Consider the following 16,698-nt stretch of genomic DNA (forward strand, 5'->3'; position numbering starts at 1 on the left):
GCGCGGCCCGGACGCGCCCGCCACCGGTGGCGGGCGGCGGGCGGATCTGCGCCGTTTCGACCGTTGTCAGTGCGAGGACCTAATCTGTCCAGCGTGACTTCGCCTGCCTCGACGGAATTCGTTCCGCCCCAGCTCAGCGCGGCGCCGCGCCCCGCGCCGGGCCCGGCCGCCGACGAGGGGCTCGCGCGGCGGCTGCGCGCCCTGGCGTGCACCGCCCCGCTGCACGACCTCGACGTGCGCAAGGCCAACCTCGCGGGGGAGTACTCGGTGTACGCGATGGCCGAAGTGGCCCTCGCCTCCATCGACCTGGTCACCCTGAACATGGACTTCGACACGGGTGCCGACCACGAGCAGATCGTGGCCCGGCTCGTGCCGCGCGTGGCCGCCCAGGCACCGGCCCGGCCCACCGCGGAGCACGAGCGGGTGGCCCGCTGGGTCCTGGAGAACCTGATCAACGTCGGCAGCGTGGACCGTGGCTTCCGCGCGGTGTACGGCACGTTCAACCCCGACGGCGTCTACGTCCGCAGGGACTACGACTTCAAGCTCCTCGAAGAGGTGCCCGGATACGGCGGCGCCGTCTATCTGCGCACCACCGACGAGGCCGTCAACGTCCTGGTCGGCGCCCTCGACACCGACGTGACCAGCGCGCAGATCGCGGCCGAGGTCAAGCTGGAGGTCCTGATCAGCCGCGGCCGCCTAGCCGACGCCCAGCTCGCCGCCGAACAGGCCCGCTACCGCACCGTGCAGTACGCCGAGACGCTCCGCCGCACCCTGGAGGCGACCCGCCGCAACGTCCGCGCGGTCGACTGGCTCAACGCGGTGCCCGACATGATCGCCGAGGCCCTCGACCACGTCGCCGACCGCTACCGGCACGAGAACGCGATCCTGACCAACATCCGCAAGGCCCGCGACGAGGCGGAGGACCCGGAGCACAAGCGCCGCGCCGCCGAGCTCGTCGACATCGTCAAGGACTGCATCCGCCGCCACACCCAGCTCCAGTCCCGTCTCCTGGAGGCCGGCCCGCTGTTCCGCGCCGAGCAGGACCGCCAGGCCTTCGCCCGCCCCGCCGCCCGGTCGGGCCTCGACCTGTACGGCCAGCTGGTCGCTCCGCTGCTGCCGCTGCCGGTGACGGACGCGATCCGGGTGACCGACGCCTTCTTCGCGCGCGGTACCGGCCTGCGCACCCCGGTGTCCGTCCGGGTCGGCGACCTGGTGGACATACTGCTGACGCCGCCCACGGAGCGGGAACACCTCGGCGCGGAGATGCCCGAGCCCGACCTGATCGCCACCCCCGACGACAGCCGCTTCAGCGAGGAACAGCTGGCCGCGGCCATGGAACTCCTCGACCTGGAACACGACGCGCCCCGCCGCCTGTCGGGCCTGCTCGCCGACGCGCGCCGCCGCAACGACCTCGAACTCCCTTACCTGGTGGCCCTGTTGGCGATCCACGCGGCGAGCCCTCCGGTCGGCACCGCCTACCGCCAGGGCGAGGAGCGCCTGCTGTTCGCGGTGGACGACGGCACACAGCTGGAGGACCCGGAGTTCGGCGGGGCCGACCTGATCGTGGGGATGGCGCTGCTCGACACGGTCGGGATGGCGGCCGGGCGGACGGAGGCGACGTGAGTCCTTCCCCACCCCGCCCCTTCCCGACACCCTCCGGGGGCGGGTGGGAAGCAAGAGGCAGTTCTGCCCGGGGGAGCGGCCCCCTGACCCCCGCGGGGACCGCGACCCCGGACCCTGCCGCGGGGTCGGATCCAGCCCCTTTGGCGTTCGAGGAGCGGGGTCTGGGGCGGCGCCCCAGGACCACCGGCCCGCATCCGTTCCCCCACCCCCCGAGGGTCTCGGGAAGGGGCGGGGCGGGGAACAGGCCCGCCGCGGGCGACCGGCACCCCGCGCCCAGCACCGTACGCACCAAGGAGACGACCCCGTGACCGACCAGCCCACCGAGCACGCCGCCCTCGGCGACGACGCCGAGGCCCCGGCGCCCGCCGCGCCCGGCACCGGCGGCGAAGGCCGGATCACCCCCGCCGACGCGGCCGACGCCGCGCGCCTGGTCGCGTTCGGCCTCCAGCCCAAGCTGCTCCCGGCCCGCGACGCGGAGTACGGCGAGCTGCTGCGGCGCCACCGCGAGGACCCCGCGTTCGCGCGGCTGGCCGACGCGGTCGCGGCCGGGCTCGGCCTGATCGTCCTGGAGGTGTCGCCCCGCGCGGGCATGGCCGTCACCGCCGCCGAGGACTCCGTCTTCGCCGTCCGCATGGGCGACTACGCGCGCCGGGCCGCCGCACCCGACTCCGCCGACCGCTTCCTGCACGGCCTGGCCCACCTCGCCGTCGCAGCCCTCGCCTTCCCCCGCCCCGAAGACCTCGCCGACGACGGCTACATCGGGCGGATCACCGTCAACGGCGTGGACGCGTTCGTCCGACAGGCCTGCCGCCGCCTGGAGGAGCGCGCCGAGGAGACCGGCGAGAACACCGACCCCGAGACCGGCGCCCCGGGCCTCGAAGCCGCCTGGCGGATCTACGCACGGCGCAGCTCCACCGGAGCCACCAAGGACGCCCGCAGGCTCGCCGGCTCGACCACCGGCATCGTCGCCAAGGCCGTCGCCTTCCTCACCGAATCCGGCTTCCTCCAGCGCACCGGTGACGACGCGGGCGGCGCCTACCGCACCACCGCCCGCTACCAGCTGCAGGTCCGTGACATGGCCGGCAGCGCGGCCCTTACCGAACTGATCGAGCTCGGCGTGGTCGCGGTCACCGACGGCAGTGCCACCCTGCTGCCCCCGTCCGACGCCGACGACCTGGAACTGGCGGCCGACGCCGGCCTGCCGTTCCACTCCTGACGCCGCACCCCGCTCCAGCCGCCCCCCACCACCACGAGAGTCCGCCGACATGTACGAGCTGTCCCGGGTCCGCCTCTACTCCATCGGACCCGCCGGTGCGCGCTACGCCGACACCGTGCTTGACCTGCGGGGAGTCGGCGCGCCCGTGCCCAACCCGGCCCCCACGCAGGCCGAGTTCTTCGAGGACGACCCGGTCGGGCCGCCGCGCCGCCCGGCCCCCGCCGGCGTGCTCTTCCTGGAGAACGGCGGCGGCAAGTCCGTCCTGCTCAAGCTGATCTTCTCGGTGATGCTGCCCGGCCACCGCAACACTCTCGGCGGCGCCAGCTCCGGCGTGCTGCGCAAGTTCCTGCTCGCCGACGACTGCGGGCACGTGGCCCTGGAGTGGCAGCACACCCTCACCGGTGAGCTCGTCGTGGTCGGCAAGGTCAGCGAATGGCGCGGCCGCCAAGTCTCCAACGACCCGCGGAAGTTCGCCGAGGCCTGGTACTCCTTCCGGCCGGGCCCCGGTCTCAGCCTCGACTCGCTGCCCGTCGCCGAGTCCAGCGCGATGCGCCCGACCGCGGAAGGCGCGTCGGGCGCCCAGGGCCGGCGCCGCACCATGAAGGGCTTCCGCGACGCCATCACCGAGGCGACCAAGGCCTACCCGCATCTGGAGGTGTACTGGGAGGAGATCCACGACCGCTGGAACGAGCACCTCGGCGACCTGGGTCTCGACCCCGAACTCTTCCGCTACCAGCGGGAGATGAACGCCGACGAAGGCGAGGCCGCGGGCCTGTTCGCGGTCAAGAAGGACTCCGACTTCACCGACCTGCTCCTGCGCGCGGTCACCGACACCCGCGACACCGACGGCCTCGCGGACCTCGTCAGCGGCTTCGGCAACAAGCTCGGCCGCCGCTCCGAACTCACCGCCGAACGCGACTTCACCGCCGGCTCGGTGGACCTCCTCAACCGGATCGTCGACGCCGCCGAGACCCGCGGCCGCGCCCGCGACATCCACGCCGGTGCCGAGCGCCGCACCCGTACGCTCGCACGGCGTCTTGCGGCCCGCGCCGCCGACGAGCGGGGCCGCGCAACCGACCTCGCCCAGCAGGTCACCGCCGCCGCCCATCACGTCACGCTCGCCGAGCAGGCGCGCGGCACGAGCTCCCTGATCGCCTCCGAACTCGCCTACCGGCACGCCTCGTTGGCGCTCTCCGTCGCCGAGAAGGCGGCCACCGCGCAGCGCCGCGAACTGGCCGACGCCCGGACGCTCCACTCCGCCTGGCAGGCCGCCGAAGCGGTCCTCCGCCACCGCGCCGCCGCCGACCGTTCGGCCCGCGTCGCCGTCGCCATCCAGGAGGCCGAGCGGGACGCGGCCCCCGCCCTCGCCGCCCGCGCCAAGGCCGCCGCCGATCTCGTACGGGCCCTGCACGCCGCCGCCGAGGACGGCGAGCGGGTCGCCGCCGAGGAGGAGGAACGCTCCGCCGGGCTCCAGGACGTGGGCGAGGCCGCCCACCGCGACGCCACCGTCGCCGCGACCGAGGCCCAGCGGGCCCGCAGCGAGACCGGACACCTGCGCCAGCGCCTGGCCGAGGTCGAGCAGGAGACCGCCGAAGCCGTCCGGGCCGGCTGGCTCGACGACAGCGCGCCCGACGCCGATCCGGCCCGCGCCGCGCTCGCCGCCAGCGACGCCGAGAAGACCGCCGTGGCCGGCTGGGACGTGGCCCGCGAAGCCGCGCGCGCCGCCGCGGACCGGGCCCGCGAGGCCGCCTCGGTGGAGGCCCGCGCGGAACTGGCCGCGGCCCGCGCCGAGGACGCCGCGCGCGCCGCAGAGCAGGCCTACGACGCCGAGCGCCGGGCCGCCGAATCGCTCGCGGCCGAGGAGCGCCTCGCCGAGCTGCTCAGCCTGCCCACCGGCCGCTCCGGTGTGCCCGAGCCCCGCAGGCACGACGGAGAAGGGGCCCAGAGCCCGCTCAGCGCGGCCGAGTTGGACCGCGGCGCGGACGACCTGAGGGCCCTCCTGGAGCAGAGCGTCACCTCCGCCGAACGCCAGCTCTTCGACCTGCGGACCGCCGCGGCGGACGACGCGCGCATCCTCGGCGCACTCGGCGACGGCGGGCTCCTGCCGCCCAGCCCCGATGTGCTCGCGACCGTCGAGTACCTGGGCGAGCATGGCATCCCCGCACTGCCCGGCTGGCGCTACCTCGCCCAGGCCGTCGCCCCCGCCGACCACGCCGCCGTGCTCTCGGCCCGTCCCGAACTCGTCGACGGTGTGGTCATCACCGACCCGGCCTCGCACACCCGGGCCCGCGAAGCGCTCGCGGGCGCCGCGCTGCTGCCCCGCTCCGCCGTGGCCGTCGGTACGACCGCGGCGCTGCTCGCACCCGTACCGGCCGCGGACGCGGGCACGGACGGCGGCGTCTTCCTCGTGCCGCCGAACCCGGCCATGCACGACGAGCACGCCGCCGACGAGGAACGCCAGACGCTGCGCGCCCGCGCCACCGCCCGCGACGAGGAGATCCGTACCCTCGCCGGCCGGCTCGCGGGGGACCGCTCGCTGGCCGCCCGGATCGGAGCCTGGCGCGCCGACTGCCCGCCCGGCATGCTCGCCGAACTCGCCGTCGCCGCCCACACCGCCCGCGAGGCCGCCGGGGAAGCCGCGCGGGAACTGACCGAGGCCCGCACCGTGCGGACCGAGGCGGACGAGGCCGCCGCCGAGACCGCGCGGGTACGGGAGGAGCGCCAGGAGATCGCGCAGCGCGCCCGCCGCGCCGCCGACGCGCTCGCAGGGCTCGCCTTCCGGCTCCGCGAACGGGCCGGCTGGCAGGTCAGACTCCGTGAACTCGCCGACGAGGCAACCGAGTCGGAGGCCCGCGCCCACACGCTTCTGGAGCGCGCCAAGGCAGCCGACGAGGACCGCCGGGCCGCCCAGCGCGCCGCCGACGACGCCCACCGCACCTCCCGCGCGCTGCGCGCCGAGCGCGCCGAGATCGCCGGCGCCCCGGAGAAGCTCCCGGAGCCCGACGCCGACGCGCCGCGCACCGCGCTGCCCGCCCTGCGCGAGGCCTACCGAGCCGCCTCCCAGCTGTACGAGAAGGTCGGTGTCGGCGCCGACCTGCGCGCCGAACAGGCACGCGCCGAGAGCGACGAGAGCGCGGCCCTCGCCGAGCTGGACCGGCTCACCAACAAGGTGCGCACCCGCGCCGCGACCCTGCTCGAAGGCACCGACGGAGCGGACGGCCCCTCGCGCCAGGCAGCCGCCGCCCGCGCCGAGTCGCTGGTGCAGATGCTGGAGACGCGAGCGTCCACGGCGAGCGAGCACCTCGGACGGCTGCGCGGCGAGGCCGAGCGCCTGGCACCCGCCGACGGCGAGCGGCACACCGAGCTCCCCGACGCCCAGGTGCCGGCCGACGCCGAGCAGGCCCAGGTGCTGCTGCGGACCGCGACCGCCGAACTCGCCGCGCGTACCGATGCGTTGGAGGCCTCCCGCGCCGCGCACGCCGAGCTGCTCGGCGCGCACCGGTCGGCCGAGGACGCGGCGGGCGGCTTCGACGAGACCGGGGCACTCCTGCGCGACCTGCTGCGGGACAACAGCCACGGCCCGGAGGAGGAGAGCGCACCCGAGCCGTATCCCGGCACCCTGGAGGAGGCCCGCCAGGCCGCCGCCGAGACGCGTCGCTCCCTGCGCGGCTGCTCGGGCGACCTGTCGGCCGCCGACTCCGCGGTGCGCGAGGCGAGCGACATCCTGGTGCGCCACGCCAACGCCACCCGCTACGAGCAGGTGCGCACCCCGGCCCGTCAGCAGATCCGGGAACTCCCCGCGGCCTCCCTGCCCGAACACGCCGCCGCTTGGGCGGCCGCCTTCGAGCCGCGGCTGCGCGTCCTGACCGACGAGCTGGAACAGCTGGAGCGCAACCGCGACTCCATCGTGGACCGGCTGCGCGGCCTGGTGGAGTCGGCGCTCACCACGCTGCGCTCCGCCCAGCGGCTTTCCCAGCTGCCCGAGGGCCTCGGCGAGTGGTCCGGCCAGGAGTTCCTGCGCATCCGCTTCGACGAGCCCGACCAGACCACCCTCACCGAGCGGCTCGGCGAGGTCATCGACGAAGCCACCCGCGCCGCCGTACGGAAGAACTCGGACCTGAGGCGCGACGGCATGTCCCTGTTGCTCCGCGGTGTGCAGGCCGCCCTGGAGCCGCGCGGCATCGCCGTGGAGATCCTCAAGCCGGACGCGGTCCTGCGCGCCGAGCGCGTCCCCGTCGGGCAGATGGGCGACGTGTTCTCCGGCGGCCAGCTGCTCACCGCCGCGATCGCCCTGTACTGCACGATGGCGGCGCTGCGCAGCAACGACCGGGGACGCGACAAGCACCGGCACGCGGGCACGCTCTTCCTCGACAACCCGATCGGCCGCGCGAACGCCACGTACCTCCTGGAGCTCCAGCGGGCCGTGTCCGACGCGCTCGGTGTGCAACTCCTCTACACCACGGGCCTGTTCGACACGACCGCGCTCGCCGAGTTCCCCCTCGTGATCAGGCTGCGCAACGACGCGGACCTGCGGGCGGGGCTGAAGTACATCAGCGTCGAGGAGCACCTGCGGCCCGGCCTGCCGCAGCAGGCGACCACGGGCGAGACCGTGCACGGTGAGATCACGGCGACGCGCATGTTCAAGAAGTCTGCCGCGCAAGGGAGTTGACGCCGTGCCGGGGTGGGGCGCCCGGGGGTCGGCCGGGCGGCTCAGGCGCGGGACAGTCCCCGGCGCGAGCCGTCCGCGGACCGTATTCGGGCCCCGCTCCCGGCCGTGCGGGCGGCCCGCCGCGACCGGCGGTGCTCCCTGCGCAGCTTGCGTGCCGTGCTGCTCGGCATCGACACCACGCCGTTGCGCTGGTTCCACACCTGGCGGGTGACCCACACGTCGAGCACGCCCCACGTGGCGAGGACCGTGCTGCCGACGGTGCTGATCAGCATCGGGAAGGCGAGCCAGGAGCCGGCCAGCGTGGACAGGACGGCGACCATCGCCTGCATCAGGGTCGCCGCGACGATGATGACGGCGCGCACGGCCGCGGTGCGGACCGGATCGGGCAACCGGGGTCGCGCGGCGGGTTCTTCCACCCACAACGGCTGCTGCTCACCACTCATGCCTGCATTCCTCCCCACCCGCGGAGCCCCGATGCCTCGTCCGCCCCGCGGCTCCGCGTCGGCGGGCCACGGCTCGGCGCCATCGCTTCCTGACACCCGTGTGCCCCGTAAGTGCCCCGGTCCCACAAGCGCTCCGTACAGACAGACGAACGGAACTCCCCGAAGATTCCCCGCACTTGGCCGGAACGCAGAATTCCAGCCATCTGCCACAGCGGGCGAAAAGCGGCCATGACGGGTGTCCTTCGGTGAAGTCCGGGTTGTCATCTCCTGGAATACCGGGACAACTCATGATCAGCACGCCGGAGTGCGGCCGAAAATCGCCCGGACGTGCCTTCGAGTTGTCTCTGTGTCAGTAGTAGGCTCACGCCGTTTGTTGACGGTTGATCTGGGGGAGGCCATGCGCTTTCGCGGGAAGTCCATCCGCAGGAAGATCGTGGCGTTGTTGCTCGTGCCGCTCGTCTCCCTCACCGCGCTGTGGGGGTTCTCCACCTATCTCACCGGCCGGCAGGCCAGCGGTCTGATGGACGTGGCGCACATCGTCAAAAAGGTGGGCTACCCCCTTGAGGACACCGTCCGCGACATCCAGCAGGAGCGCCGGCAGACCCTCGTCTACCTCGCCGACGAACGACCCGCGGACGCCCTGACCTCGCTGCGCAGTCGCCGCGCCGCCACCGACGCAGGGATCGCCAGGATCCGCGCCGCCGCACAGAACTCCGACGTCCGCGGCGACCTCCAGAGCACCGCCCGATCCCACCTCAAGGCGGCCCTCGCCGGCTTCGACACCGTGGCCGCACTGCGGCGCTCCATCGAACAGGGCACCGTCGACCGGGTCCAGGCGCTGCAGTTCTACAACCGCCTCATCGACCCCTGCTACGGCTTCCTCATGAATGTCCACGCCCTGGAGAATGTGGAGATGGACAAGCAGGGCCGGGCTCTCGTCGGCATCACCCGCGCCCGCGAAATGCTCTCCCGCGAGGACGCCCTCGTAGCCTCCTCCCTGATCACCCCGAAGACGACCGCGCCCGAACTGCGCCGCATATCCGACCTGGTGGCCAGTCGCGAACTGCTCTACGACACCAATCTGGAGCTCCTGCCGAGCGCCGAACGCGCCACCTTCCAGCAGTACTGGAGCGGCCCCGACACCGAGGCGCTGCGCACCGCGGAGGCCGCCGTCATCGACGCGGGACCCGCCAAGAACCCCCGCCACATCGACGCCACCCGCTGGCGGCAGGCCGTGACGCCCGTCCTGGACCATCTCGCCCAGATGGGCACCGAGGCCGGCAACCGCTACCAGGACCGGGTCGAGCCGGTCGCCTTCGACGTCCTGATCAAGGCGGGGCTCGCCGGTGTCCTCGGCTTCCTGGCCCTGCTGATCTCCCTGTTCATGTCCGTGCGCATCGGCCGCGAACTCGTCCGCGACCTGACCCGCCTGCGCAAGGAGGCCCACGAGGTCTCGGGGGTGCGCCTGCCGAGCGTGATGCGCCGCCTCGCCGCCGGCGAAACCGTCGACGTGGAGACCGAGGCGCCCCGCCTGGACTACGAACGCGACGAGGTCGGCCAGGTCGGCCAGGCATTGAACACCCTGCAACGCGCCGCCGTCGAGGCCGCCGTCAAACAGGCCGACATGCGCCGCGGTGTCTCCGAGGTCTTCGTCAACCTGGCCCGGCGCAACCAGGTGCTCCTGCACCGCCAGTTGACGCTCCTGGACACCATGGAGCGGCGCACGGAGGACACCGACGAACTCGCCGACCTCTTCCGCCTCGACCACCTCACCACCCGTATGCGCCGGCACGCCGAGGGCCTGGTGATCCTGTCCGGCGCCGCTCCCTCCCGCCAGTGGCGCAAACCGGTCCAGCTCATGGACGTCGTACGGGCCGCGGTCGCCGAGGTCGAGGACTACGAGCGCATCGAGGTGCGCAGGCTGCCGCGGCTCGGCGTCGGCGGCCCCGCCGTCGCCGACCTCACCCACCTCATCGCCGAACTCCTGGAGAACGCCACGGTGTTCTCGCCCCCTCACACCGCCGTCCAGGTGCACGGAGAGCGGGTCGCCAACGGCTTCACCCTGGAGATCCACGACCGCGGTCTCGGCATGACCCCGGAGATGCTGCTCGACGCCAACCTGCGCCTCGCCGAGACCCCCGAGTTCGAGCTGTCCGACACCGACCGGCTCGGCCTGTTCGTGGTGAGCCGGCTGGCCCAGCGCCAGAACGTGCGGGTCTCGCTCCAGCCCTCCCCGTACGGCGGGACCACCGCCGTCGTGTTCCTGCCGGCCACCCTGCTCACCGACGCGCCCGAGACCGAGGGCACCGGCTTCCGCCTCGACCGCGCGTCGGCCGGGGACGAGGGCGATCGCGGTTCCGCCCCGCCCCGCCGTGCGCTGTCCCCGCTGCCGGTCGGCGTCCCCGGCCAGTCGGTCCTCGACGGACCGGTCGAACTGGAGCCCCCACTCGACCCGTTGGGCCTCGACGAACCGTCCGTGTTCGAGGCGCCCTCCGCGCTGGAGGGGAGCGCGTCGGCACGCGGCGGACTGCTGCGCTCCGCCCGCCGGGCCGCCGAGCCGGCCGACGAGGGCCAGCAGCACCAGCAGAGCGCCGACGAAGGGGAGGGGCAGGGCCAGGAGCCGCTGCCGCTGCCACGCCGGCATCGGGTGCCGACCCTGGTCAGCGACAACGGCAGGCGAGTCGACGGGCCCGGCCGAGGCCATCCGGCACCGGACGCCGAACCGTCCCCCGAGGTGCGCCGCGCCTTCGAGAACCGCCTGCCCGAGCCGCGTGCCACCCAGCCGCCCCGGCCGCCGGCGCCCCGCTCACAGGCGGCCCGCCCCGAACCGGCGTCCCCGCAGCCCCTGCGCCCCGCACCCCGGCCGTCGGGTCTGACTCCGGTGCGGCCCGCGGGCCTGGACCGGCCGCCGGCCGTGCCTGCCGCCGCCCCGCCCGTCCTGCCGGGCGCCCCCAGCTCCGCACCCTCCTGGGGCAGCCTTCCCGGCGACCCGGGCGAGCCCGCGGGCGAGGCACCCCCGGGCGGGCTGCCCCGCCGGGTCCGCCAGGCCAGCCTGGCCCCCCAGCTCAAGGACGCCCCCGACGGCCACCGCGCCGCGCCCGAGCCCGACAGCGGGCCGGAGCCGGAGCGTGACGCCGACGAAGTACGCGACCGGATGGCAGCACTGCAGCGCGGCTGGCAGCGAGGGCGCAGGCACAACGAAGCCTCGGACACCGCGGATGGACCGTTCGCGCACGACCGGGGCGACACCGCACGACGAACCACACCGGAGGGGGACGGTCGATGACCGCGCCACAAGACTCAGCCGCAGCACGCAACGCCACCCGGAGCGGTTCCGGTGAACTCAACTGGCTCCTCGACGAGTTGGTCGACCGCGTCGGCTCCATCCGCAAGGCCCTCGTGCTGTCGGGCGACGGCCTGGCGACCGGCACCTCGCGGGACCTGACCCGCGAGGACGGCGAGCACCTGGCCGCCGTCGCCTCCGGCTTCCACAGCCTCGCCAAGGGCGTCGGACGCCACTTCGACGCGGGCAGGGTCCGCCAGACCGTCGTCGAACTCGACGACGCCTTCCTCTTCGTGACCGCCGCGGGCGACGGCAGCTGTCTGGCCGTCCTGTCCGACGCCGACTCCGACGTCGGCCAGGTCGCCTATGAGATGACCCTGATGGTCAAGCGGGTCGGCGTCCACCTGGCCACCGCACCACGGACCGGCCTGCACACCGGAGGGTGAGGGGGCACGCCATGACCGGGGGACGCGATGAGTGACGCAGACCAACGGGCCGAGGCACGGCCGGGGGACCCGTCGGCGCCGCCCGGCCGCCCGCTCCACTGGTTCGACGACGACGCCGGCCCCGTGGTGCGTCCGTACGCCATGACGCGCGGCCGGACCACCAGCGCGGGCCAGCACCGCCTCGACCTGATCGCCGTGGTCGTCCCGGAACCCGCCGCCGACGACCCGGGCCGCGACCAGACGCTCTCCCCGGAACACGTGGAGATCGTCGAACGGTGCGGCGACGCACCGCAGTCGATCGCCGAACTCGCCGCCGGCCTCGACCTCCCCGTTGGGGTGGTCCGGGTCCTGGTCGGCGATCTCGTCGCCGATGCCCTGGTCCACGTAACCCGACCCGTTCCGCCGGCCGAGCTGCCGGACGAGTCCCTTCTCCGCGAGGTGATCAATGGCCTTCGGGCGCTCTAGCCGCAGAAAGCGGCACGTCGATCCGGTGACCCTCAAGATCCTGGTCGCCGGCGGCTTCGGCGTCGGCAAGACCACCCTGGTCGGCGCGGTGAGCGAGATCCGTCCCCTGCGCACCGAGGAACGCCTCAGCGAGGCGGGCCGCCCCATCGACGACCTCGACGGTGTCGAGGGCAAGAGCACCACCACGGTGGCCATGGACTTCGGGCGCATCACGCTCCGCGAGGACCTGGTGCTCTACCTCTTCGGCACGCCGGGCCAGGACCGCTTCTGGTTCCTGTGGGACGAGCTGGCGCAGGGCGCGCTCGGCGCGGTCGTCCTCGCCGACACCCGCCGCCTGGAGGACTGCTTCGCCGGCATCGACTACTTCGAACGGCGCGGCATCCCGTTCACGGTCGCGGTCAACTGCTTCGACGACGCCGCGCGTTACCCCGCCGACGCGGTGCGCGCCGCCCTGGACCTCGACCCCGAGGTGCCGCTCCTGCTGTGCGACGCGCGGGTCCGTGAGTCGGTCAAGGAGATCCTCGTCGGGGTGGTCGAGCACGCCATGGCCCTGTCGGCGAAGTCCCGCCAGCCCGCGGCCACGTGAGAGCCCCCTTCCGGACGTGACGCGGCCCGTACCCCCACCGACCGGGGTACGGGCCGCGCGTCCATTGTGTCGGGGCCGCCTACCGCCCGTCCTCCTCGTGCCAGCCGAGGCTGCGCTCCACGGCCTTGCGCCAGTTGGCGTACTCGCGCTCACGGACCCGGTCCTCCATGCGCGGGGACCACTGCACATCGCGCCGCCAGTGCGCCCGCAGCTCGTCGAGGTCCGACCAGACACCGGTGGCGAGCCCGGCCGCGTAGGCCGCTCCCAGGCATGTCGTCTCGGACACCCGGGGACGCATCACCGGGACCCCCAGCACATCGGCCTGATGCTGCATCAGGAGGCTGTTGGCGGTCATGCCGCCGTCCACCTTCAGCGTCGTGATCGGCACACCCGAGTCCTGGAACATGGCGTCGACGACCTCGCGGGTCTGCCAGCTCGTCGCCTCCAGGACCGCCCGCGCCAGGTGTGCCTTCGTCACGTACCGGGTCAGTCCCGTGATGACGCCCCGCGCGTCGGAGCGCCAGTAGGGCGCGAAGAGCCCGGAGAAGGCGGGCACGATGTAGGCCCCGCCGTTGTCGTCGACGCTCGCCGCGAGGCTTTCGATCTCGTCGGCGGTGCGGATGATGCCGAGTTGGTCGCGGAACCACTGGACCAGTGCGCCGGTGACCGCGATGGAGCCCTCCAGGCAGTAGACCGGCGCCTGGTCACCGATCTTGTACCCGACGGTGGTGATCAGCCCGTGCTTGGACGGCACGGGCCGGGTACCGGTGTTGAGCAGCAGGAAACTCCCCGTGCCGTACGTGTTCTTGGCGGTCCCCGTGTCGTAGCAGGCCTGCCCGAACACCGCCGCCTGCTGGTCGCCGAGCGCGGAGGCCACGGGCACGCCGGCCAGCCGGCCGACGGCGGTGCCGTACACCTGCGCCGAGGAGCCGATCTCGGGCAGCATCGCGCGCGGCAGGTTCATCGCGGCGAGGATCGCGGGGTCCCATCGCAGGGTGTCCAGGTCCATGAGCAGGGTGCGCGAGGCGTTGGTGACATCGGTGACGTGGACGCCGCCGGACGTGCCGCCGGTCAGGTTCCAGATCAGCCAGGAGTCGATGGTTCCGAACGCGATCTCACCGCGCTCGGCGCGGGCCCGCAGGCCGGGCACGTGGTCGAGCAGCCAGGCCGCCTTGGGCCCGGAGAAGTAGCTCGCCAGTGGCAGTCCGGTCGTCGCGCGGAAGCGGTCCTGGCCGGCGTCTCCCGCGAGTTCCCGACACAGGGCGGCGGTACGGGTGTCCTGCCAGACGATCGCGTTGTGCACGGGTTTGCCGGTGGCCCGGTCCCACAGAACGGTCGTCTCGCGCTGATTGGTGATGCCGAGCGCGCTGAGCTGCTGTGCCCGCAGACCGGCCCGGGAGAGCGCGCCCGTCACGACGGCCTGCACCTTGGCCCATATCTCGGTGGCGTCGTGTTCCACCCAGCCGGGCCTGGGGAAGATCTGTCGGTGCTCGCGCTGGTCGACGCCGACGATCGCGCCGTCCTGGTCGAAGATGATGCAGCGGCTCGAAGTGGTCCCCTGGTCGATCGCGGCGACGAACTTGTCCGTCATGGCTACCCCTGGATCGAAGGGCTGCGTGGTGGTGGGGGCGGGAGCCCCGTGGGACGGCGGTGCCGAGAGGTAACGGGAAGTGTTCTCCTGCGGTGACGGACCGTCAAGATGCCGTGCCGCAAAGGCTGTTGCGGCCACCCCACGGCGGCTGCGCCGAGGGTGTCGCCGCCGTGGCCCGCCGTGCCCCGCCGTGCCCCTCAGTGCACCGCCACCACGGCCGAGCCGTGCCCGAACAGCCCCTGGTTCGCGGTGATCCCCACCCGGGCCCCCGCCACCTGCCGGGCGCCCGCCGATCCTCTCAACTGCCAGGTGAGCTCGCAGACTTGGGCAATGGCCTGGGCCGGTACGGCCTCTCCGAACGATGCGAGGCCGCCGCTGGTGTTGACCGGGATCCGCCCCGAGAGCGAGGTCGCCCCGTCCCGTACGAGCCCCGCCCCCTCGCCCGTGCCGCAGAGCCCGAGGTCCTCGTACCACTCCAGTTCCAGCGCTGTGGACAGGTCGTACACCTCGGCCAGCGACAGCTCTTCGGGCCCGATGCCGGCCTCTTCGTAGGCGGCTCGGGCGATGGACGCCCGGAAGGAGTGTGGCGAGGGCTCCACGGCGGCCGCCGAGTCCGTCGCGATGTCGGGCAGGTCGAGGACCGCCTTGGGGTAGGTGGGGCTCACCGTCGAGACCGCGCGGATGCGGACCGGGTCGGCGACGCCGTGCCGACGGGCGAAGTCCATGCTGGTGAGCACGAGCGCCGCCGCGCCGTCCGATGTGGCGCAGATGTCGAGCAGACGCAGGGGGTCGGCGACCACGGCCGAGGCGGCGACCTCCTCGGCGCTGACCGCCTTGCGGTAGCGGGCGTTCGGGTTCAGTGCGCCGGCCGCCGCGTTCTTCACCTTGACCCGCGCGAAGTCGGCCGGCGTATCGCCGTACAGGGCCATCCGGCGCCGGGCGTACAGGCCGAAGTAGGCGGGATTGGTCGCGCCGAGCACCCGGAACCGCAACCAGTCCGGGTCGTCGGGACGCTCGCCGCCGGCCGGGGCGAAGAACCCCTTGGGGGCGGCGTCGGCCCCCACCACGAGGACCACGTCGGCCAGCTGGGCCAGGATCTGGGCCCGCGCCGCCCCGACCGCCTGGGCGCCGGAGGCGCAGGCCGCGTACACGCTGGTGACCCGTGCGCCCTGCCAGCCGAGCGCCTGCGCGAAGGTCGCGCCCGCCACGTATCCGGGGTAGCCGCCGCGCACGGTGTCCGCGCCGACCACCGAGTCGACGTCCGTCCAGTCGATCCCGGCGTCGGCGAGCGCCGCCCGCGCGGCGACGGTCCCGTACTCCACGAAGCTGCGTCCCCACTTGCCCCACGGGTGCATCCCCGCACCCAGGACCGCGATGTCGCCGCTCATGCCGCCACCCCCACGGGCCGCCAGTGCCAGGTCGTCCAGACGGTTCCGGAGTCCTCGTTGAGCACGCCGGGCACGACCTCGACTTCCATCCCGACCGCGAGATCGGCGATGCCGACGCCGGGCGCCGCCTGGCCGAGCACCACCATCCGCTCGGCCGCCAGCTCGACGGCGACGAGAAGGGAGGGCTCCCACGCCACATGGGGGTCGGACACATAGGGGGACGGGGGACGGTAGCGGCCGTCGGTGTACGACCACACCCGGCCCCGCCGGGACAGGGGGACCTCCGCCAGCTCGCCGCCCGTGCAGGCGGGATTGCGGCAGAAGGAGTCCTCCCGCGGGAAGAAGACGGATGCGCAGGCGGTGCACCGGGTGCCGAGCAGCCGGAAGTCCTGCCCCTGCGCATCCGTGAACCAGCCCGCGACCACGGGCGTGCGGGTACGTGCGTCGGTCAAGGCCCCTCCCGGCACAGGTTTCTGACGGAACGTCAGAAGTCTGCCACGGGCGACCGGGGTTGGGGAGGGGCGGTCGGGTGCCGGTCCTTGATCAGTGATCGGCGGGGAGCCGCTTCGATCAGTGATGGGCGGCGAGCCACTTGGCGGCGATCTCTCCCAGCTCGCGGTCGCGCCCGGCCAGCATCATCCGGATCATCTGCCGGTCGCCCCGCAGCGACCAGGCGGGGTGCCCGAAGCTGGCGGGGTTGTTCTTCTCGATGAACCAGTGCGCCGGCCACGCCGTCCCGTACCCGAGGAGCGGCAGGGCCAGGGCGTACCGCTTGCGCCCGCGCGCGAGCCCGTAGGCCCCGATGGCGAGCCCCGTGAGGGTGCCCGTCAGATGCACCCAGCGGGTGGCGGCCCTGGAGTGCATCGCCACGTAGTAGGGCCAGAACTCCTCGTACGACTCGAACGTAGGTTGCGTCATGCGGCCGAACCTAATGGCTCGGCGGAGAACCGGATACGGCTGCTTCGCGTCCGAGAGGACAGAGCGGGTG

Annotated in this window: 12 protein-coding genes; 7 read left to right on the forward strand and 5 right to left on the reverse strand. The window is 73.7% G+C overall.

Features of this window, described 5'->3' with window-relative positions; all coding sequences use genetic code 11:
• Nucleotides 1-93 precede the first annotated feature (93 nt).
• The 3 genes from OG432_RS29740 to OG432_RS29750 all read left to right on the forward strand — a co-directional run bounded on the left by OG432_RS29740 (nt 94) and on the right by OG432_RS29750 (nt 7,508).
• Complete coding sequence (locus OG432_RS29740; RefSeq protein WP_328314028.1) at nt 94-1,623, forward strand: hypothetical protein; 1,530 nt, start codon at nt 94-96, stop codon at nt 1,621-1,623.
• 304 nt (nt 1,624-1,927) lie between these two features.
• Complete coding sequence (locus OG432_RS29745; protein WP_328314029.1) at nt 1,928-2,839, forward strand: hypothetical protein; 912 nt, start codon at nt 1,928-1,930, stop codon at nt 2,837-2,839.
• A 49-nt stretch (nt 2,840-2,888) separates the two neighbouring features.
• Complete coding sequence (locus tag OG432_RS29750) at nt 2,889-7,508, forward strand: hypothetical protein (protein ID WP_328314030.1); 4,620 nt, start codon at nt 2,889-2,891, stop codon at nt 7,506-7,508.
• Between the two features lie 41 nt (nt 7,509-7,549).
• Here the strand turns inward: OG432_RS29750 and OG432_RS29755 are convergent, their stop codons facing one another.
• The gene (locus OG432_RS29755; protein WP_328314031.1) at nt 7,550-7,951 is read right to left on the reverse strand and encodes a hypothetical protein; all 402 of its coding nucleotides are present in this window, start codon (nt 7,949-7,951) and stop codon (nt 7,550-7,552) included.
• 397 nt (nt 7,952-8,348) lie between these two features.
• Here OG432_RS29755 and OG432_RS29760 point away from each other — a divergent pair, with 397 nt between their 5' ends.
• From OG432_RS29760 to OG432_RS29775, 4 genes are read left to right on the forward strand one after another with little or no spacing between them, the layout of a single operon-like run.
• Entirely contained in the window at nt 8,349-11,237 is a 2,889-nt protein-coding gene (locus OG432_RS29760) for a sensor histidine kinase (RefSeq protein ID WP_328314032.1), read from the forward strand.
• Nucleotides 11,234-11,680, forward strand: coding sequence for a roadblock/LC7 domain-containing protein (locus OG432_RS29765; protein WP_328314034.1), 447 nt, complete (start codon nt 11,234-11,236; stop codon nt 11,678-11,680). Before OG432_RS29760 ends, OG432_RS29765 begins: the two co-directional genes overlap by 4 nt.
• A 27-nt stretch (nt 11,681-11,707) precedes the next feature.
• Nucleotides 11,708-12,145, forward strand: coding sequence for a DUF742 domain-containing protein (locus OG432_RS29770; protein ID WP_328314036.1), 438 nt, complete (start codon nt 11,708-11,710; stop codon nt 12,143-12,145).
• On the forward strand, nt 12,126-12,731 hold the full coding sequence (locus OG432_RS29775; protein WP_328314037.1) for a GTP-binding protein: 606 nt from the start codon (nt 12,126-12,128) through the stop codon (nt 12,729-12,731). The genes OG432_RS29770 and OG432_RS29775 overlap by 20 nt, the downstream gene beginning before the upstream one ends.
• A gap of 79 nt (nt 12,732-12,810) precedes the next feature.
• Here the strand turns inward: OG432_RS29775 and glpK are convergent, their stop codons facing one another.
• From glpK to OG432_RS29795, 4 genes are all read right to left on the reverse strand, one after another.
• Complete coding sequence (gene glpK, locus OG432_RS29780) at nt 12,811-14,322, reverse strand: glycerol kinase GlpK (RefSeq protein WP_328314038.1); 1,512 nt, start codon at nt 14,320-14,322, stop codon at nt 12,811-12,813.
• A gap of 197 nt (nt 14,323-14,519) precedes the next feature.
• Nucleotides 14,520-15,710 (reverse strand): lipid-transfer protein, encoded by a 1,191-nt coding sequence (locus tag OG432_RS29785; RefSeq protein WP_328314039.1) that lies wholly within the window; start codon nt 15,708-15,710, stop codon nt 14,520-14,522.
• Nucleotides 15,707-16,135 carry a Zn-ribbon domain-containing OB-fold protein gene (locus OG432_RS29790; RefSeq protein WP_328315298.1) on the reverse strand — a complete coding sequence of 143 codons (429 nt, stop codon included), beginning with the start codon at nt 16,133-16,135 and terminating at the stop codon, nt 15,707-15,709. The genes OG432_RS29785 and OG432_RS29790 overlap by 4 nt, the downstream gene beginning before the upstream one ends.
• 145 nt (nt 16,136-16,280) lie before the next feature.
• A complete protein-coding gene (locus OG432_RS29795) occupies nt 16,281-16,628 on the reverse strand; it encodes a DUF962 domain-containing protein (protein ID WP_328314040.1) in 348 nt (115 codons plus the stop codon).
• Nucleotides 16,629-16,698: the final 70 nt, after the last annotated feature.

Source organism: Streptomyces sp. NBC_00442 (genome assembly GCF_036014195.1).
Lineage (GTDB): Bacteria > Actinomycetota > Actinomycetes > Streptomycetales > Streptomycetaceae > Streptomyces.